The sequence below is a fragment of the Streptomyces sp. SID8352 genome, from assembly GCF_009862265.1.
In the GTDB taxonomy this organism is placed as follows: Bacteria; Actinomycetota; Actinomycetes; order Streptomycetales; family Streptomycetaceae; genus Streptomyces.
Genome location: NZ_WWGX01000108.1, coordinates 1 through 15,188, shown reverse-complemented (window position 1 = coordinate 15,188; position 15,188 = coordinate 1). Strand labels below are relative to the sequence as shown.

Annotated in this window: 11 protein-coding genes; 4 read left to right on the top strand and 7 right to left on the bottom strand. The window is 75.0% G+C overall.

Annotated elements, in window-relative coordinates:
* Positions 1 to 162 precede the first annotated feature (162 nt).
* Together GTY84_RS31520 and GTY84_RS31515 are read right to left on the bottom strand one after the other, a co-directional pair.
* Complete coding sequence (locus GTY84_RS31520) at positions 163 to 1,728, bottom strand: M28 family peptidase (RefSeq protein WP_345943592.1); 1,566 nt, start codon at positions 1,726 to 1,728, stop codon at positions 163 to 165.
* A gap of 483 nt (positions 1,729 to 2,211) precedes the next feature.
* A complete protein-coding gene (locus GTY84_RS31515; RefSeq protein ID WP_161229844.1) occupies positions 2,212 to 4,062 on the bottom strand; it encodes a bifunctional metallophosphatase/5'-nucleotidase in 1,851 nt (616 codons plus the stop codon).
* A gap of 157 nt (positions 4,063 to 4,219) precedes the next feature.
* Here GTY84_RS31515 and mshD point away from each other — a divergent pair, with 157 nt between their 5' ends.
* Entirely contained in the window at positions 4,220 to 5,149 is a 930-nt protein-coding gene (gene mshD / locus GTY84_RS31510) for a mycothiol synthase (RefSeq protein WP_161229843.1), read from the top strand.
* A gap of 490 nt (positions 5,150 to 5,639) precedes the next feature.
* Here mshD and GTY84_RS31505 read toward each other — a convergent pair whose 3' ends face one another.
* Genes GTY84_RS31505 through GTY84_RS31485 form a run of 5 tightly spaced genes read right to left on the bottom strand, consistent with a single transcriptional unit; the run spans position 5,640 to position 10,125 of the window.
* A complete protein-coding gene (locus GTY84_RS31505; RefSeq protein ID WP_345943591.1) occupies positions 5,640 to 6,305 on the bottom strand; it encodes an ABC transporter in 666 nt (221 codons plus the stop codon).
* 23 nt (positions 6,306 to 6,328) lie between these two features.
* A complete protein-coding gene (locus tag GTY84_RS31500) occupies positions 6,329 to 7,840 on the bottom strand; it encodes an ABC transporter permease (RefSeq protein ID WP_161229842.1) in 1,512 nt (503 codons plus the stop codon).
* On the bottom strand, positions 7,837 to 8,697 hold the full coding sequence (locus GTY84_RS31495) for an ABC transporter ATP-binding protein (protein WP_161229841.1): 861 nt from the start codon (positions 8,695 to 8,697) through the stop codon (positions 7,837 to 7,839). Before GTY84_RS31495 ends, GTY84_RS31500 begins: the two co-directional genes overlap by 4 nt.
* Before the next feature lie 37 nt (positions 8,698 to 8,734).
* Positions 8,735 to 9,586, bottom strand: a complete 852-nt coding sequence (locus GTY84_RS31490) for a zf-HC2 domain-containing protein (RefSeq protein ID WP_161229840.1) — start codon at positions 9,584 to 9,586, stop codon at positions 8,735 to 8,737.
* Positions 9,583 to 10,125: an RNA polymerase sigma factor gene (locus GTY84_RS31485; RefSeq protein WP_161229839.1), complete on the bottom strand. Its 543-nt coding sequence runs from the start codon at positions 10,123 to 10,125 to the stop codon at positions 9,583 to 9,585. Before GTY84_RS31485 ends, GTY84_RS31490 begins: the two co-directional genes overlap by 4 nt.
* Before the next feature lie 813 nt (positions 10,126 to 10,938).
* On the opposite strand from GTY84_RS31485, the gene GTY84_RS31480 reads away from it, so the two are divergent.
* The 3 genes from GTY84_RS31480 to GTY84_RS31470 all read left to right on the top strand — a co-directional run bounded on the left by GTY84_RS31480 (position 10,939) and on the right by GTY84_RS31470 (position 14,754).
* A complete protein-coding gene (locus tag GTY84_RS31480) occupies positions 10,939 to 13,179 on the top strand; it encodes an RNA degradosome polyphosphate kinase (protein WP_161229838.1) in 2,241 nt (746 codons plus the stop codon).
* A gap of 163 nt (positions 13,180 to 13,342) precedes the next feature.
* Positions 13,343 to 14,350, top strand: coding sequence for a CHAD domain-containing protein (locus GTY84_RS31475; RefSeq protein WP_202552494.1), 1,008 nt, complete (start codon positions 13,343 to 13,345; stop codon positions 14,348 to 14,350).
* Positions 14,347 to 14,754 (top strand): NUDIX hydrolase, encoded by a 408-nt coding sequence (locus GTY84_RS31470; RefSeq protein ID WP_161229836.1) that lies wholly within the window; start codon positions 14,347 to 14,349, stop codon positions 14,752 to 14,754. Before GTY84_RS31475 ends, GTY84_RS31470 begins: the two co-directional genes overlap by 4 nt.
* The last annotated feature ends 434 nt before the right edge of the window (positions 14,755 to 15,188 follow it).

The following is a 15,188-nucleotide window of genomic DNA, read 5'->3' as shown; positions in this document are numbered from 1 at the left end:
CGGGACGGGCGGCGGGGTCGGGGCCGGTGGGGGCCGGGACCCCGCCCGGCCGGGGCCGCCGCCGGGGGCCTCCCGGCAGGGGACTGCCGGATCGGGCGGGCCCAGGCAGCGGACAACGGACAGCGACGACGCCGGGGGCCGCCCGCGCCCCCGGCCCGTCCGCTACCGCGTCACTCCGTACCCGTCCGGGCCGGGCCGGGCGGCGTCCGTCCGCGCCGGGGCGGCGGGGGCCGGGGCCGCGGCGGGGCGGCGCAGGGCGCCGAGGTCGTGGGCGTAGGTGCCCACCGTGTGGGCGATGACGTCGATGTTCTCGTCGAGCCTCGGCAGGCTGATGTTCCGGATGGTGTCGCCCGACCCGTGGTACCCGGGGTCGAACGCGACCCCCGCGATGCCGCCGAAGACGGCCGCCTGCGCGGGCGACTTGAGCGCCTCGCCGCCCGCGAACGTCCCGCCGGCCGGGACCCCGGCGTCGAGGAACGGACCGTAGTCGAAGCGGGCGACGAAGGGGGTGCCCTCGTGCGGCCGTCCGCGCCGGTCCAGGAACCCGGTGATGTCCCGCTCCAGCAGTTCCGAACCCGCGGGCGCGAGCTGCGTGTTTGCGCCGTCGGAGTCGTCCCCGTCGTAGACGAACATGCCGCCGTTGCGGGAGGCGATCAGCTCGAAGTGCAGATAGAGCCTGATCCGACGCAGTTCCTCGGGGGTCAGAGCGCTGACGTAGTGGTGCGAGCCGACCAGGCCGCTCTCCGCGGCGGACCACCAGGCGAACCGCACCCTGTTGCGGGGCTTCCTCTCCTGCTTCGCCAGCTTCAGTGCGACGTCCAGCAGCCCGGCCGAGCCGGAGCCGTTGTCGTTGATGCCGGGACCGGCGTGCACCGAGTCCAGCGAGGCGCCGAACATGACCGTGTCGGCCGCGCTTCCGCCCCTGGTCTCGGCGATGACGTTGCTGGTGGACCGGTTCTCCTGGAGCTGGCGGATCTCGAAGGAGACGGTGACCGGGCCGACGGCGAGATCCGCGGCGAGCCGCTCGCCGTCGGTCCTGCTGACACCGCCGGTGGGTATCTTCGCGGCGTCCGGCTCGCCGAGGGTTCCGGAGAGGGGGCCGTACCCGGCGTCGATGTTGTTGTAGATCAGGGCGCCGACCGCGCCCGCCGCGGCGGCCCGCTGCTGCTTGACGGCGAAGGCGCAGCCGCCGCGCTTGATCAGGGCGACCTTCCCGGTGTAGTCGCCGGAGGCGAAGTCCTCCGGCTCGCAGCCGGTGGTGCCGTCCTCGTCGACCGGCACCGCGGCGAGCCGCGCCCGGACCCCGCCGACCGGGGTCGACCGGGTGTACGTCAGCGCGCTGATGGCGACGTCGTACGGAGCGGGCGAGACGACGGAGAGCTTCTCCTCCAGCGTCTGCGTGTAGACGAAGTCGAACCTCTGGTACTCGACCCGGTACCCGGCCTCCCTCAGCTTCCGGTGGACGTACGCGGCCGAGGCGTCGTAGCCGGGGGATCCGGCGACACGGTCGCCGCCGGCCGCGTCGGCTATCGCCTGGAACTTCCTGAGGTGCCGTAAGGCGTCCTTGGCCGACGCCTCGCGCACCAGGGTCCGGGAGAGCGCCGCCGCGTCCCGGGCCGACCGGTCCCCCGGGGAGGAGGCGGCGGAGGGGGCGGAGGCCAGCAGGAGGGGGGCCGCGAGAGCGGCTGCGGCCAGGGCGGCCACGGCTCTTCGAGATGACGCGTTCACAGAGGTCCTTCCCGATGTGGACGAAGTTGAGGGGAAGCTAGCGACCACTGGAGGTTTCTGTGAACGGCTGAGCGAGAACTCAGTTCATTTCGTGCACAGTTGCGGCAATCTTGTGGACGGAATCCACAATTCAGCTCCGGCGTCCGCAGTCGCCGCGGGCAGTCGCCCCCGCGCCCGCCGACCGCGCCGGACCGCACGCGTCTGGCTGGTTCCGTCCTGTGGGAACGGGGGCGGCCGGGGCCGTGGAGCCGGAACCGGGGGAACCGGCTCGGGACGGGAGCCGGGGGGGCCGGTCCGGGGGCGGCGCCGGGCCGGTCCGGGAGCGGCCGGGGCAGTCGGCCCCTGGCGGGGCAGTCGGCTGCCGGCGGGCGCGGGCCCCCGGCCGCCACACGCGGCGCGGCGGTGCCGGGAGGTTCCGGCACCGCCGCGCGCTGTGGAGGGGGTTTGGAGGGAGAGAGGGGCCCGGTCGAGGAGGGGGAGGCGTCAGCGGATGACCGTGATGCGGTCCGCCGCAGGCGGGGCGAGGGGGTTAGCCGCCGAGGAGTTCCTGGTCAGGTACTGCTCCAGCGCGGCCAGGTCGTCGCCACCGACGCGTTCGTCCGTGCCCTTGCCGAGCGTGGCGAAGCCGTCGCCGCCACCCGCGAGGAAGCTGTTCATCGCGACCCGGTAGGTGGCGTCCGGGTCCAGCGGCGCGCCGCCCAGCCGGACGGAGTCCGCTACGACCCGGTCGGCGCCCTTCTTCGTCAGGTCCAGGGTGTACGTGAGGCCCGAGGAGACCTGGAGGACCTTCGGCGCAGCCTCGTTCACCCCGGACACCTGCTCCCCGAGGACCCGGAGCAGTTGGGTTCCCGTGTAGGTGCGCAGGTTCACGGTGTTGGCGAAGGGCTGCACCGTGAACGCCTCGGCGTAGGTGACCACGCCGTCGCCCTCGTCACCCGACGCTGCGTGGGTCAGGGGCGCCCGGATGCCGCCCGGGTTCATCAGGGCGAGGTCGGTACGCGGGTCCAGGGTCCTGCCGTGGGCGAGTTGCGCGTCCGCGATCAGGTCGCCGAGCGGCGACTCGGTGCCGTCGCGGCCGATGTCACCGGTGATGTGGCCGACAGCGCGGTTTCCGATGGGGGCGGCCAGGGTGTTCCAGCCGTCGATCAGCCGGGTCATGTCCGGTGCCTTCGGCACGTCCCGGGTGACGACCCGGTTGGCGGACCTTACCTCGGTCCGCGCGATGTCCCCCGTACGGCGGTCGTACGTCAGCGTGGTGTCCGTGTACAGGCGGCCGAAGGACGAGGCCGAGGTGACCATGCGCGGGTTGCCCGCCGGGTCCGGGATCGTGCAGACGTACGCGTTGTGGGTGTGGCCGGTGACCAGCGCGTCCACCCGGGGCGAGACGTTCCTGGCGATGTCGGTGATCGGCCCTGAGATGCCCGCCCCGGCGCCCGGGGAGTCGCAGTCGTAGTTGTAGGCCGACGAGGCCGGGAAGCCGCCCTCGTGGATCAGCGCCACGATCGACCTCACGCCCTGGCGCTCCAGCTCCTCGGCGTACTTGTTGATCGTCTCGACCTCGTCCTCGAACCTGAGGCCCTTCACGCCCTCGGCGGAGACGATGCCCGGGGTGCCCTCCAGGGTCACCCCGATGAAGCCGACCTTGACGCCCTTCTCCTTCCACACCCAGTAGGGCTTGAGGAGGGGCTTTCCGCTCCTCTCCGCCAGGACGTTGGCGGTGAGGTAGGGGAAGTCGGCGCCCTTGAACCGCTTGTCGGTGTAGCAGCCCCCGACGGGGTGGCAGCCGCCGTTCTGCAGGCGGGCCAGCTCCCGGGCACCCTCGTCGAACTCGTGGTTGCCGACGCCCGCCACGTCGAGGTCCAGCTTGTTGAGCGCCTCGACGGTGGGCTCGTCGTGGAACAGGCCCGACAGCAGCGGGGACGCGCCGACCAGATCGCCCGCGGCGGCGGTGACGGAGTACGGGTTGCCCTTGCGGGCCCGGCGCAGATGGGTGGCGAGGTACTCCACGCCACCCGCGTCGACGGTCTGCGTCGAGCCGTCCGGCTGGAGCCGGGTGACGCGGCCCGAGGAACCGGCCGGGGGCTCCAGGTTGCCGTGCAGGTCGTTGAAGGACAGCAACTGGATGTCCTGGTAGTGCCCGGGCTTGTGGCCCTCGGCCTGCTCCTGATCCTGCCGGCCCTGCCCCCGGTCCTGCCGGCCCTCGCCCGCGGTCGCCGTTCCCGGCAGCGCGGCGGCGGCGAGCGCCCCGGCGGTCACGAGCCCGGCGGCCGACGCCAGCAGACGGCTCCTCAGACGACTGCGGCCGGGCCGGTTCTTCGGTGCGGTGATTGGCATGCGCGCCCCTGTTCGGTCGGCGTCCGTGCGGGCCGCCCGGAAGGAGACGGCCCGTCGGCGCAGCCTAGATTCAACGCGCGTAGCGCGACAGGGGTTCCCGGTTACAAGCTGGTTCACCTTCGGCGCCGGAACGCCTCGGCCCCGTACCCTCGTACGCATGACCAGCGACGAGACCTCGCGGCCCGGCGGCCGACCCCGTTCCATCGAGACCCGCGCCGAGCTCTCCCCGGATCAGACCGACGCCGTCCTGGCCCTGCTCGCCGAGGCCGCCCGGCACGACGGGCAGCAGGCCGTCTCCGAGCAGGGTCGGCTGCAACTGCGCGGCGGCGCCCGGGACGGCGTCTCCCATCTGCTGCTGACCTGCGACGGCGACATCATCGGCTACGCCCAACTGGAGGACACCGACCCGGTGGAACCCCCGGCCGCCGAACTGGTCGTCCACCCCGCCCACCGGGGCATGGGCCACGGACGGGCGCTGGGCTCCGCGCTGCTGGCCGCCTCCGGCAAGCGGCTGCGGGTGTGGGCCCACGGCGGCCACCCCGCGGCTCGGCATCTGACCCAGGTCCTCGGACTCGCCCTCTTCCGCGAACTGCGGCAGATGCGCCGCCCCCTGACGGGCCTGGACCTGCCCGACCCCGTGCTCCCCGAGGGCGTCACCGTCCGCCCCTTCGTCCCGGGCCGGGACGACGCCGCCTGGCTCGCCGTCAACGCCGCCGCCTTCGCGCACCACCCCGAGCAGGGCTCCCTGACCCAGCGCGACCTCGACGACCGCAAGGCCGAACCCTGGTTCGACCCGGCGGGGTTCTTCCTCGCCGAGCGCGCCGGTGAGCTGATCGGCTTCCACTGGACCAAGGTCCACGAGCGGGAGGGCCTCGGCGAGGTCTACGTGGTCGGCGTGCGCCCGGACGCCCAGGGCGGCGGTCTCGGCAAGTCCCTGACCACCATCGGCCTGCGCCACCTCGCGGGACTCGGCATCCCCACGGCCATGCTCTACGTCGACGCCGACAACGAGGCCGCGGTCGCCGTCTACGAACGCCTGGGCTTCACCACCCACGAGACGGACCTGATGTACCGAACGGAATCCTGACGCCACCGGGCGAGCCGGGGCGGGGCGGTGGGCCGGGGGCGGGCCGACAGCCGGACGCGGGGCGAGCCCGACGGCGGGCGGGCCGGTGAACCGGACGGCGGGTCAGCCGGTGAGCCGGACGGCCAGTGAGCCGGGCAACGGGCGGGCCGGTGAACCGGTGGGCCCGACGGCGGGTGGGCCGGTGAACCGCACAGCGGATGAGCCGATGGGCCGGACGGCAGGTGAGCCCGACGCCGGACGAACCGGACAGCCGGACCCACCAGTGAGCCGGCCGACAGATGACCCGGTGCCCCGGACGGCGGACGAGCCGGTGAACCGGTGCAACAGACGGAGCCGGTAGACCAGTGGTCGCCCGGGGCGGGGGCCACGGCCATCCTCGTAGGCACGGTCAGCCCAACTGCCCGGCTGCCCGGCTGCCCGGCGGCCCGGCGGCCCAGCGGCCCAGCGGCCCAGCGGCCCAGCGGCCCAGCGGCCCAGCGGCCCAGGCAGGCTAACCCGGCGTATCCCGCCCGCCCCGGCCTCTCCCCGTCCCCCGCGCAAGCGGCTCCCCCGTGCAGAGCGCCCACGCCGCCACCGCGCCGATGGTGACCAGGGTCCAGCGGTCGTGGGCGGCGGACCATGACGGGTCGTCCGGGGACGGGAACAGGCTCCAGCCGTGCGGCAGCAGCAGCGCCGCCAGGACGGCGGTGAGCAGCAGCCCCACCGCGACACCCGGCCCCGGACGCGGCTCCGGGGTGAGCCGCACCGCGACCACGGCACCGGCGACCGCCAGAACACCGGTGGCCACGGCCTCCACGGTGATGCCGGCCACCGGCGGCCGTATCCCCGTCGGGACGGTGCACAGCACCACCGCCCACCACAGCGCGGCCAGCGGCGCGACCAGCACGGCCCGCAGCGCCTGCCGCAGCGGGCGCGGCACCGGCACCGGTGTGGTCGGGTGCCGGGCCGGGTCGTCCAGCAGCAGGGCCAGGCCCACGGCCCCGGCGAGCACCGCGGCACGCAGCAGGACGAGCGCGAGCCAGGGCGAGACCCCTCCCCCCGCAACCCGCGACAGACCGGCGAGCAGCAGCCCCACACCCCCGGCGGCACCCAGCGACCGCCACGGCAGCGTCCGCCACACGGGCCGCACCAGGGCCGCCACCAACGGCACCGTCACGACGGCACTCCCCCTCCCCGGTGTCACTCGCACGCGTCGCCCCTACCCGGACCCGACACGCCCAGCAGCCGCGCCACCCGGTCCGTCGTCACACCGGGGGCGGTCAGCTCGGCCCAGTGGGCGGTCACCTTCCCGGCGACCGCGTCCTCCGGCCGCTCCAACAGCTGCCGTACGACGTCGGTCTGGCCCTCCGTCATGGTCAGCGGATCGGTGGGCGACAGCACGATCGCGGCGCCCTCGACACTGTCGTCCAGACGCACCCGGCGCAGGGCGTCCATCGGATCGTCCGACCAGCTCAGGGCGAGCCACATGACGGTGACCATCCGCCCGTCGCAGACCTCCCCGGCCTCCGCCTCACTGCCCGTGACCAGCACGGAGGCCACGGCGGCGGCGAACTCGGGGACCCGGTTGCCGCCCCAGGCGGTGCCCACGGTGACCTGGTCCCGGGCACCGGCCGGGGGAAGCGCGGCGTCACCCTCGAGACCGTGGCGGGCGTCGATCCGCTGCCGCACCAGGAGCGGTCGCTCACGGGCGGAGCCGCCGGTGAGCGACCGCACCCGGTCCGCGACCCCGGCCCAGTCCCCCACCCGGGGCTCCCACTCGGCGAACGCGCAGTAGGTGGTCCGCCCGCGCTCGACGCACTTCTGCTCCTTCTCCGGGGCGGTCGAGGCCCGCTCCCGCGCCGCCACGACCCTGGACGGCACCTCCCCGCTCTGGCCGCTCACGCCGATCAGCGTGAGCACGAGCGACAGGGCGACGCCCGCCTTCACCAGCGTGCCGCGCCCGCCGCCGATCAGCACGGCCAGGAAGCCCGTGCAGAGCGCCAGGCCCGCCAGATAGAGGGCATGCCAGGCGGCGGGGCGGCCCAGCAGCCCGGAGGGCAGGGTGCTGCCGCTCTGCTCGGTCACGACGGGCGTCAGCCAGTCCACGTTCCCCCCGCCGGGCAGGAACGCGCCGATCCCCAGGCCGAACAGGGCGCACACCACCAGCAGCGGCGCGGCCACGGGCGCGGGCGCCAGCCGTCCCAGCAGCACCCCGACGATGCCGAGCAGCAGGACCGTCAGCGGGCCCACGAGCAGTTCTCCGGGCGACCCGTGCCCGATCGCGCCGGGCTTGAGCGCCTCCCAGGTGAACTGCGCGGCCACGCACACGGCGACGAGCAGGGCGGCCGGCACCACGGACAGGACATGGGCGGCCGTGCGGTGGCCGGGGGCGAGGACCAGCGATCCGAAGTGGTCCTCGGTGCCGTGCCGACGGGAGCGGAGCACTCCGTGGTTGGCGCCGATCAGCACCGCGAGCCCGACGAGCAGCGGCATGCTCTGGGTGGAGCGGTCGACGTCCTGGAGGGCCGGGAAGCCGTCCCAGGAGCTCCGGGTGCGCCAGACGATCCAGGCCGCGTAGGCGGCGAGGGCGATGAGGTGGGGGACGCCCAGCAGCAGCCGTCGCGCCTCGAAGCGGGCGAGGGCGAGCACCGCCCGCGCACCGCCGTCCACCGCGCCGCTCGCTCCGGGGGCCCGCCGGTCCAGGAGCGTCATGCCGACACCACCGCGCCCGCTCCGTCGAGGGTGAGCAGATAGCCGTCCTCCAGGGTCGGTTCGGCCGGCTCGGCGTCCGCGGGCGGCGTCCCGACGTTGCGGAACGAGCCGGTGCCGGTGCGCCACCCGGCGATGGCGCCCGGATCGCGCCCGGTACTGCTCCACACCCGCCCGGCGGCCCGCGCGGTCAGCTCGGCGGGGGTCCCGTCGAAGCACACGGCACCGGCGGCCAGGACGACGACGCGGTGGCAGAGCATCGCCACGTCCTCGGTCTGGTGGGTGGAGAGCAGCACGGTCCGCCCCTCCCCGGCCCGGGCGATCAGCTCCCGGAACCGCATGCGCTGTTCGGGATCGAGGCCCACGGTCGGTTCGTCGAGCACCAGGAAGCCGGGGTCGCCGACGAGCGCCGCGGCGAGCGCGACCCGCTGCCGCATGCCGCCGGACAGCTTCCTGATCCGCCGACCGCGCACCTCCCCCAGGTCGACCTCCTCCAGGACCCGGCGCACCTCGCGGTGACGGGCGCCGCGGTCGGTCCGCTCCTTCAGGATGGCCACGTAGTCGACGAACTCGAAGGCGGTGAAGTCCGGGTGGAAGCCGGGCGTCTGCGGCAGATAGCCGAGGCGCCGCCGCACCTCCTGCCGGCCCCGGGCGGTCGCCGGATCGTGGCCCAGCACGGTGAACCGCCCCCGGTCGGCGGGCACGGCGGTCGCCAGCACCCGCAGCAGGGTGGTCTTCCCCGCCCCGTTGGGGCCGAGCAGTCCGGTGACGCCCGGGGTCAGCCGCAGCGACACATCGTCGAGGGCGCGGATGCCGCCGTAACGGAGACTGAGCCCCGAGGCGGAAACGGCGAAGGTCATACGGAAGCACTCCCCCAGTGGGAACGGTGGAAAAGGGTCACGCGGCACCCCGCGCGCGGATGTCGAAGCGGTCCCGGGCCAGGAACAGCACCCCGGCCCCGGCCAGGGCCACCACCGCGGCCACGCCCTGCCCGGCGGCGGTGAACGGCGCCAGCGGATCACCGGCGGCGGCCCGCGCCGAGTGCGCGGCGAACAGCACGGCGACCCAGGCCCCGGCGACCACGCACGGTCCGAGGACCGCGCCCAGCCGGGGGGCCAGCGCCAGCCCGCCGGCGGTCAGCGCCAGGGCGGGCAGCAGCCAGCCCAGGGCGCGCAGCCCGTACCCGGGCAGGGCGAGCGAGGCCAGCCCGTTGACCCCGAGCGCGACGGTCAGCACCGCCACCGTGCGGATCATCAGCAGCCGGAAGCCGTGCAGGGGGGCGACGACGCTCATCTCGTACGTCGGGTCCAGCGCGGGGCCGTACGCCAGCGCCACCCCGACCAGCGGCAGCAGCGGAGCGCAGGCCAGGAACGGCACGGGGGTGCCGGTCTCGCCGTACGACAGGCCGACGAGGGCCGTCATCAGCAGCACGGCGAGCACCGCGCTGAGCCAGGACCGCCGCAGCACGGGGGTGGCCGCGAGCAGCCGGGCCGTGTCGTCGGCGACACCGAGCCGCATCAGCACGGCCTCGAACCGGCCGACGCGCGGCGCGTCCAGCTCGGCGTCGAGCCGCTCCCATCCGGCGTCCAGCGCCACCGGATCGCTCACCTCGGCCAGCGCCGCGCGGCAGGGGGCGCAGCCGGTCAGATGGGTGTCGGCGGACCAGAGCCGGGGGGCGGTCAGCTCGCCCCGGGCGTACGCCCGCAGGTCCTCCACGTCGACGTGCCAGCCGCCGCTCACGTTCGTCATGCCAGCGCCTCCCGCAACTGCCGCCGGGCCCTCATGGCCCGTGTCTTGACCGTGCCCGGCGGGATGCCGAGCAGGACGGCGGCCTCGCGGGTGGTCAGCCCGTCGACGACCGTGGCCTGGAGCACGGCCCGCAGCTCCGGCGAGAGCCGCACGAGGGCCCCGGCCAGGTCGCCGTGCTCTACCCCGGCGAGGACCCTGTCCTCGGCCGACGCCTCGTCCCGGTGCCGCAGCCGGGCGAGGGTCTGCCGCAGCCGGCCCCGGGCGCCGTCGCCGCGCAGCGCGTCGATCAGCCGCCGGGAGCCGATGCGCCAGAGCCAGCCGGCCACGTCCCCGTCCTCCCGGTACCGCGCGCTGCCGCGCCAGACCGCGAGAAACGTCTCCTGGACGACGTCGTCGACCACGCCCGGGTCGGCGCAGCGGCCACGCAGCCGGGCGCTCAGCCAGGGGGCGTACCGGCGGTACAGCTCCTCGAAGGCATGCCGGTCGGCATCCGCCGCGACGGCTCGCAGCAGCTGCCCGTCGCTCCTCGTCTCACTCACACCCCTTCATCGCACGACCCCCACGATCCGGTTCACCCACCCCCGCCCCACGCCACGGCGTCCGGCACACCCGCCGCGCGGCGGGCCCCCGCCCCGACGCGACCGAGGAGTCGGCCCACTGCCGCGCGCACCACGGGTTACCACCGCGGACGCGCACGAGGGAGAAGCGGCCGCAACGGAAGACGTGACCCCGCGGACGCACGGCACGGGCGGACGCGACGGCAGGCACAGACCCGTGGACGCCCCACAACGGAACAGCGGAGGCAACGATGGACGCGGCCCCGCAGGCACGCACGTCAGTGAGGCGTCGGGACGGCGGCCCCCGCCCCCGCGGACGCGCACGGCGATGAGGCGTCGGGGGACGGGGGCCGCCCGCAGCGGTCGGCGCGTCAACAAAGTGCGCCTCGTCACCACCCGATTCCGCGCCGTTCCGAGGACGGTCACCCTCCGGCGCGCCCCCGCCCCCACACGCACCCGAGGCGCGACGCGCACCCCCGCCCGCGGGCCGCCGCCGCAGGCACCCCCGCACCACCGCGCTCCGCACCGGAGCACCCGCGAAGGGCCGCCACCGCCCCCTCCCGCAGGTCACCGCCCCCTCCCGCAGGCCGCAGCGCCCCCGGACGGAACGGGCGGCGAAACCCGGCCCCCCGCCACCGACCCCCAAGCCGTCGGCAGGCACCCCGGACGTCATGTCCCCGTAACCATCGATTCAGACAGCCTTGCGACGCTCGGTGAATGAAGCAGTCCGCCGTGCCGGAGCGTCCCGCGCTGTCCGACGCGCCCGTCCTGCGCCCAGCGCGGAAGAATGGGTCCATGAGCCAGCCCAAGAGTCAGGCAGAGGTCCAGCAGCCGCAGCCCTCCGTGGGCTCCATCGCGGCCCACCGCTCGGACACCGTGGCCGCCGCGGTGTCCGATCCGGAGCCCGACATCGACGCCGACCTGGACGGCTACGAGGAATCCGCCGCCTCCCGGGCCGGCGGCGCCCGGCTCCCCGCGAACCGCTTCCTCGACCGCGAACGGAGCTGGCTCGCGTTCAACGAACGCGTCCTGGAGCTCGCGGAGGACCCCGGCACCCCCCTCCTGGAGCGCGCCAACTTCCTCGCGATCTTCGCCGGCAACCTGGACGAGTTCTTCATGGTCCGCGTCGCCGGGCTGAAGCGCCGCATCGCCACCGGCGTGGCCACCCGCTCCGCCTCGGGTCTGCAGCCCCGCGAGGTGCTGGAGATGATCTGGGCCCGCTCCCGCGAGCTCATGGCCCGGCACGCGGCCTGCTTCCACGAGGACGTGGCCCCGGCCCTGGCCGACGAGGGCATCCACCTGGTCCGCTGGAGCGAGCTGGCGGAGAAGGAGCAGGCCCGCCTGTTCACCCTGTTCCGCCACCAGATCTTCCCGGTCCTGACCCCCCTCGCGGTGGACCCGGCCCACCCGTTCCCGTACATATCGGGCCTGTCCCTGAACCTCGCGGTCGTCGTCCGCAACCCCGTCACGGGCCACCGGCACTTCGCCCGCGTCAAGGTGCCCCCGCTGCTGTCCCGCTTCCTGGAGGCGTCCCCGGGCCGCTACGTCCCGATCGAGGACGTGATCGCGGCGCACCTGGAGGAGCTGTTCCCGGGGATGGAGGTGCTGGAGCACCACGCGTTCCGCCTGACCCGGAACGAGGACCTGGAGGTGGAGGAGGACGACGCCGAGAACCTGCTCCAGGCGCTGGAGAAGGAACTGCTGCGGCGCCGGTTCGGCCCGCCGGTCCGGCTGGAGGTGGAGGAGTCCATCGACCGCGAGGTGCTGGACCTCCTCGTCCGCGAACTGAAGATCGGCGAGGCCGAGGTGTACCCGCTCCCCGGCCCCCTGGACCTCACGGGGCTCTTCCGCATCCACAGCCTGGACCGCCCGGAGCTGAAGTACCCGAAGTTCGTCGCGGGCACCCACCGCGACCTGGCCGAGGTGGAGTCGGCGTCGGCGCCGGACATCTTCGCCGCGTTGCGCGGCCGGGACGTGCTGCTGCACCACCCGTACGACTCGTTCTCGACGTCGGTGCAGGCGTTCCTGGAGCAGGCGGCGGCCGACCCGGACGTGCTGGCGATCAAGCAGACGCTGTACCGCACCTCCGGCGACTCGCCGATCGTGGACGCGCTGACAGACGCGGCGGAGTCCGGCAAGCAGGTGCTGGTCCTGGTCGAGATCAAGGCCCGCTTCGACGAACACGCCAACATCAAGTGGGCGCGGAAGCTGGAGGAGTCCGGCTGCCACGTGGTGTACGGGCTGGTCGGGCTGAAGACCCACTGCAAGCTGTCGCTGGTGGTCCGGCAGGAGGGCGACACGCTCCGCCGCTACAGCCACGTCGGCACCGGCAACTACCACCCGAAGACCGCCCGCCTCTACGAGGACCTGGGCCTGCTCACGGCGGACCCGCAGGTCGGCGCGGACCTCTCGGACCTGTTCAACCGCCTGTCCGGCTACTCGCGCCGCGAGACCTACCGCCGGCTGCTGGTGGCCCCCAAGTCGCTGCGCGACGGCCTGGTCTCCCGCATCCACAAGGAGATCCAGCACCACCGCGCCGGCCGCCCGGCCTCCGTCCGCATCAAGGTCAACTCGATGGTCGACGAGGCCGTCGTGGACGCCTGCTACCGGGCCTCACAGGCGGGCGTCCCGGTCGACGTGTGGGTGCGCGGGATCTGCGCGCTGCGCCCGGGGGTGGCGGGGCTGTCGGAGAACATACGGGTCCGCTCGGTCCTCGGCCGCTTCCTGGAGCACTCCCGGGTCTTCGCCTTCGGCAACGGCGGCGAACCGGAGGTGTGGATCGGCAGCGCGGACATGATGCACCGCAACCTGGACCGCCGCATCGAGGCGCTGGTCCGGGTGGCGGACCCGGCGCACCGGGCGGCCCTCATCCGGCTCCTGGAGACCGGCACGGCCGACACCACCGCGTCCTGGCACCTCGGCCCGGACGGCGAGTGGACCCGGCACGCCTCGGACGCGGAGGGCCAGCCCCTGCGCAACATCCAGGAGATGCTCATAGACGCCCGGAGGCGCCGGCGTGGCACAGCGACACCTTGACCCCGCGGTCCCGGGACCCGGCCCGGACGGCCGTCCCGGCACGACGGGAACCCACCCGGTCACCGGACACGCGACGGCCGAACCGCCCCACCGGGCACCCCGCTCGCGGACGGGCGAACCCGCCCGCTGTGCGCCGGTCCCGGCGGAGGCGCTCGCGGATTACCTGCGGGCGCAGGCCACGGAGTTCCTCCGCGCGCTGCGCCTGTACCGCGCCCCGGCCGCCACGGGCGCGGACGAGGCCCCGCAGGACCCCGCCGACGCGCCGTTGGCCCTGCGCCGGGCCGCCCGCCGCATCAGCGGCACCCTGCACACGTACCTGCCGGTGCTGGACGCCGACTGGTCCGAGGAGATGCGGCCCGAGCTGGCGTGGCTCTCGGGCACGCTGGCGCTGGAGCACGCCCACGCGGCCCGCCTGGACCGGCTGCTGCGGGCGCTGCACCGCCTCTCCGGCACCCCGGCGGAGGTCCCGGAACCGGCGCACCCGGCCGCCCGGCGCCCTGCGGCGGCCCCGGCCGGCCCCGCGACGGCCACCCTGCCCGCGCCGCCCGGCCGCGGCCTCACCGTTGGCGCGGCCAAGGCCGCCGCGCTGCTCGACCGCCGACTGACGCTGGCCCGCACCCGGGCCCACTCCACCGCCCTGCAGGCACTCGGCAGCAGCCGCTTCCACGCGGTCGCCGACAAGGTGGCGTTACTGGCCAGCGAGGTCCCGCTGCGCCCCGGCGCGGCGACGGCCGACCTGCGCCCGCTCGCCGGGGCGGCGGCGGACCGCCTCGCGGACGCGGTGGCGGCGCTGCCGCCGTTCACCGGAGGGCACCCGTACCACGCGGAGGCGCTGGCCCACGGGCTGTCCCCGGACCCGGTGCCCCACCCGCAGGACGCGCCCTGGCACCAGGTCCGCCTGCTGCTGCGCCTGCGCCGCTACGCCCACGAGGTCGTCGCCGGACACGGCACCCCCGGGGACGGCGGCCGGGCGGCGAGCGAGGCGCTCGACCGGCACCGGGACGCGGCGGAGGCCGCGGCCGAGGCCGCCCAGGCCGCCCGCACCCCCCGCATCGCCCCGGCCACGGCGTACGCCCTCGGCGTGCTCCACGCCGACCAGCGGCACGAGGTGGAGGCGGCCAGGTACGCCTTCCGGCACGACTGGCGACAGCACCCTGGAGTCCCGCGATGACCGCCCCCGTCCGGGCGGCCGGCTGCGTCCTGTGGCGCCGCCGGGCCGACCGGGTCGAGATCTGCCTGATCCACCGGCCGAAGTACGACGACTGGTCGCACCCCAAGGGCAAGCTGAAGCGCGGCGAGGACCGGCTCGCCGGGGCCCTGCGCGAGGTGGCGGAGGAGACGGGACACACGGCGGTCCCCGGCACGGAACTGCCCACGGTCCGGTACCTGAAGGACGGGCGTCCCAAGGAGGTCCACTACTGGGCGGCCGAGGCGGCCGGGGGCACGTTCGCGCCCTCGGAGGAGGTCGACCGGGTGCTGTGGCTGCCGCCCGCCGAGGCTCGCGCCCTCCTGACCCGCCCCCAGGACCGCCCCCTGATCGACGCCCTCCTCACCACCCTGCCCCCACCCCCCTGACCCACCCCGTCCACACACCCGCGCACCGGAACACGAGAGTGAGCCCGCCCCACACCCGCGCACGGCGAAAGCCGACGGAGAAGGACGGGCGAGGTGCCCGCACCCGCGCACGGCGAAAGCCGACGGAGAAGGTGGGCGAGTACCCGAACCTGCCCACGGCGCGAGTTGGAGGACAAGGCCGGGCAAGGTGCCCGCACCCGCGTACGGCGAGAAGCCGACGAAGAAGGGTGGGCGAGGTGCCCGCACCCGCGTACGGCGGCAAGGGGACGGGGCGGGGGTGGCCGCCCGCAGAGGTTGGCGCGTCAACAGAGTGCGCCCCCTAATCNCCCCATTCCGCGCCGTTCCGAGGACGACCACCCCCGCCCCGGCCCCAACCCCAAAACACCAAAGGCGCAACAAACACCCCCACCCACCAAAAGATGCGCCGCAGGCAC

Coding starts and splice junctions, on each gene's coding strand:
- GTY84_RS31470 (WP_161229836.1), top strand. CDS start 14,347: ATGACCGCCCCCGTCCGGGCGGCCGGCTGCGTCCTGTGGCGCCGCCGG.
- GTY84_RS31500 (WP_161229842.1), bottom strand. CDS start 7,840: ATGACGCTCCTGGACCGGCGGGCCCCCGGAGCGAGCGGCGCGGTGGAC.
- GTY84_RS31490 (WP_161229840.1), bottom strand. CDS start 9,586: ATGACGAACGTGAGCGGCGGCTGGCACGTCGACGTGGAGGACCTGCGG.
- GTY84_RS31495 (WP_161229841.1), bottom strand. CDS start 8,697: ATGACCTTCGCCGTTTCCGCCTCGGGGCTCAGTCTCCGTTACGGCGGC.
- GTY84_RS31480 (WP_161229838.1), top strand. CDS start 10,939: ATGAGCCAGCCCAAGAGTCAGGCAGAGGTCCAGCAGCCGCAGCCCTCC.
- mshD (WP_161229843.1), top strand. CDS start 4,220: ATGACCAGCGACGAGACCTCGCGGCCCGGCGGCCGACCCCGTTCCATC.
- GTY84_RS31515 (WP_161229844.1), bottom strand. CDS start 4,062: ATGCCAATCACCGCACCGAAGAACCGGCCCGGCCGCAGTCGTCTGAGG.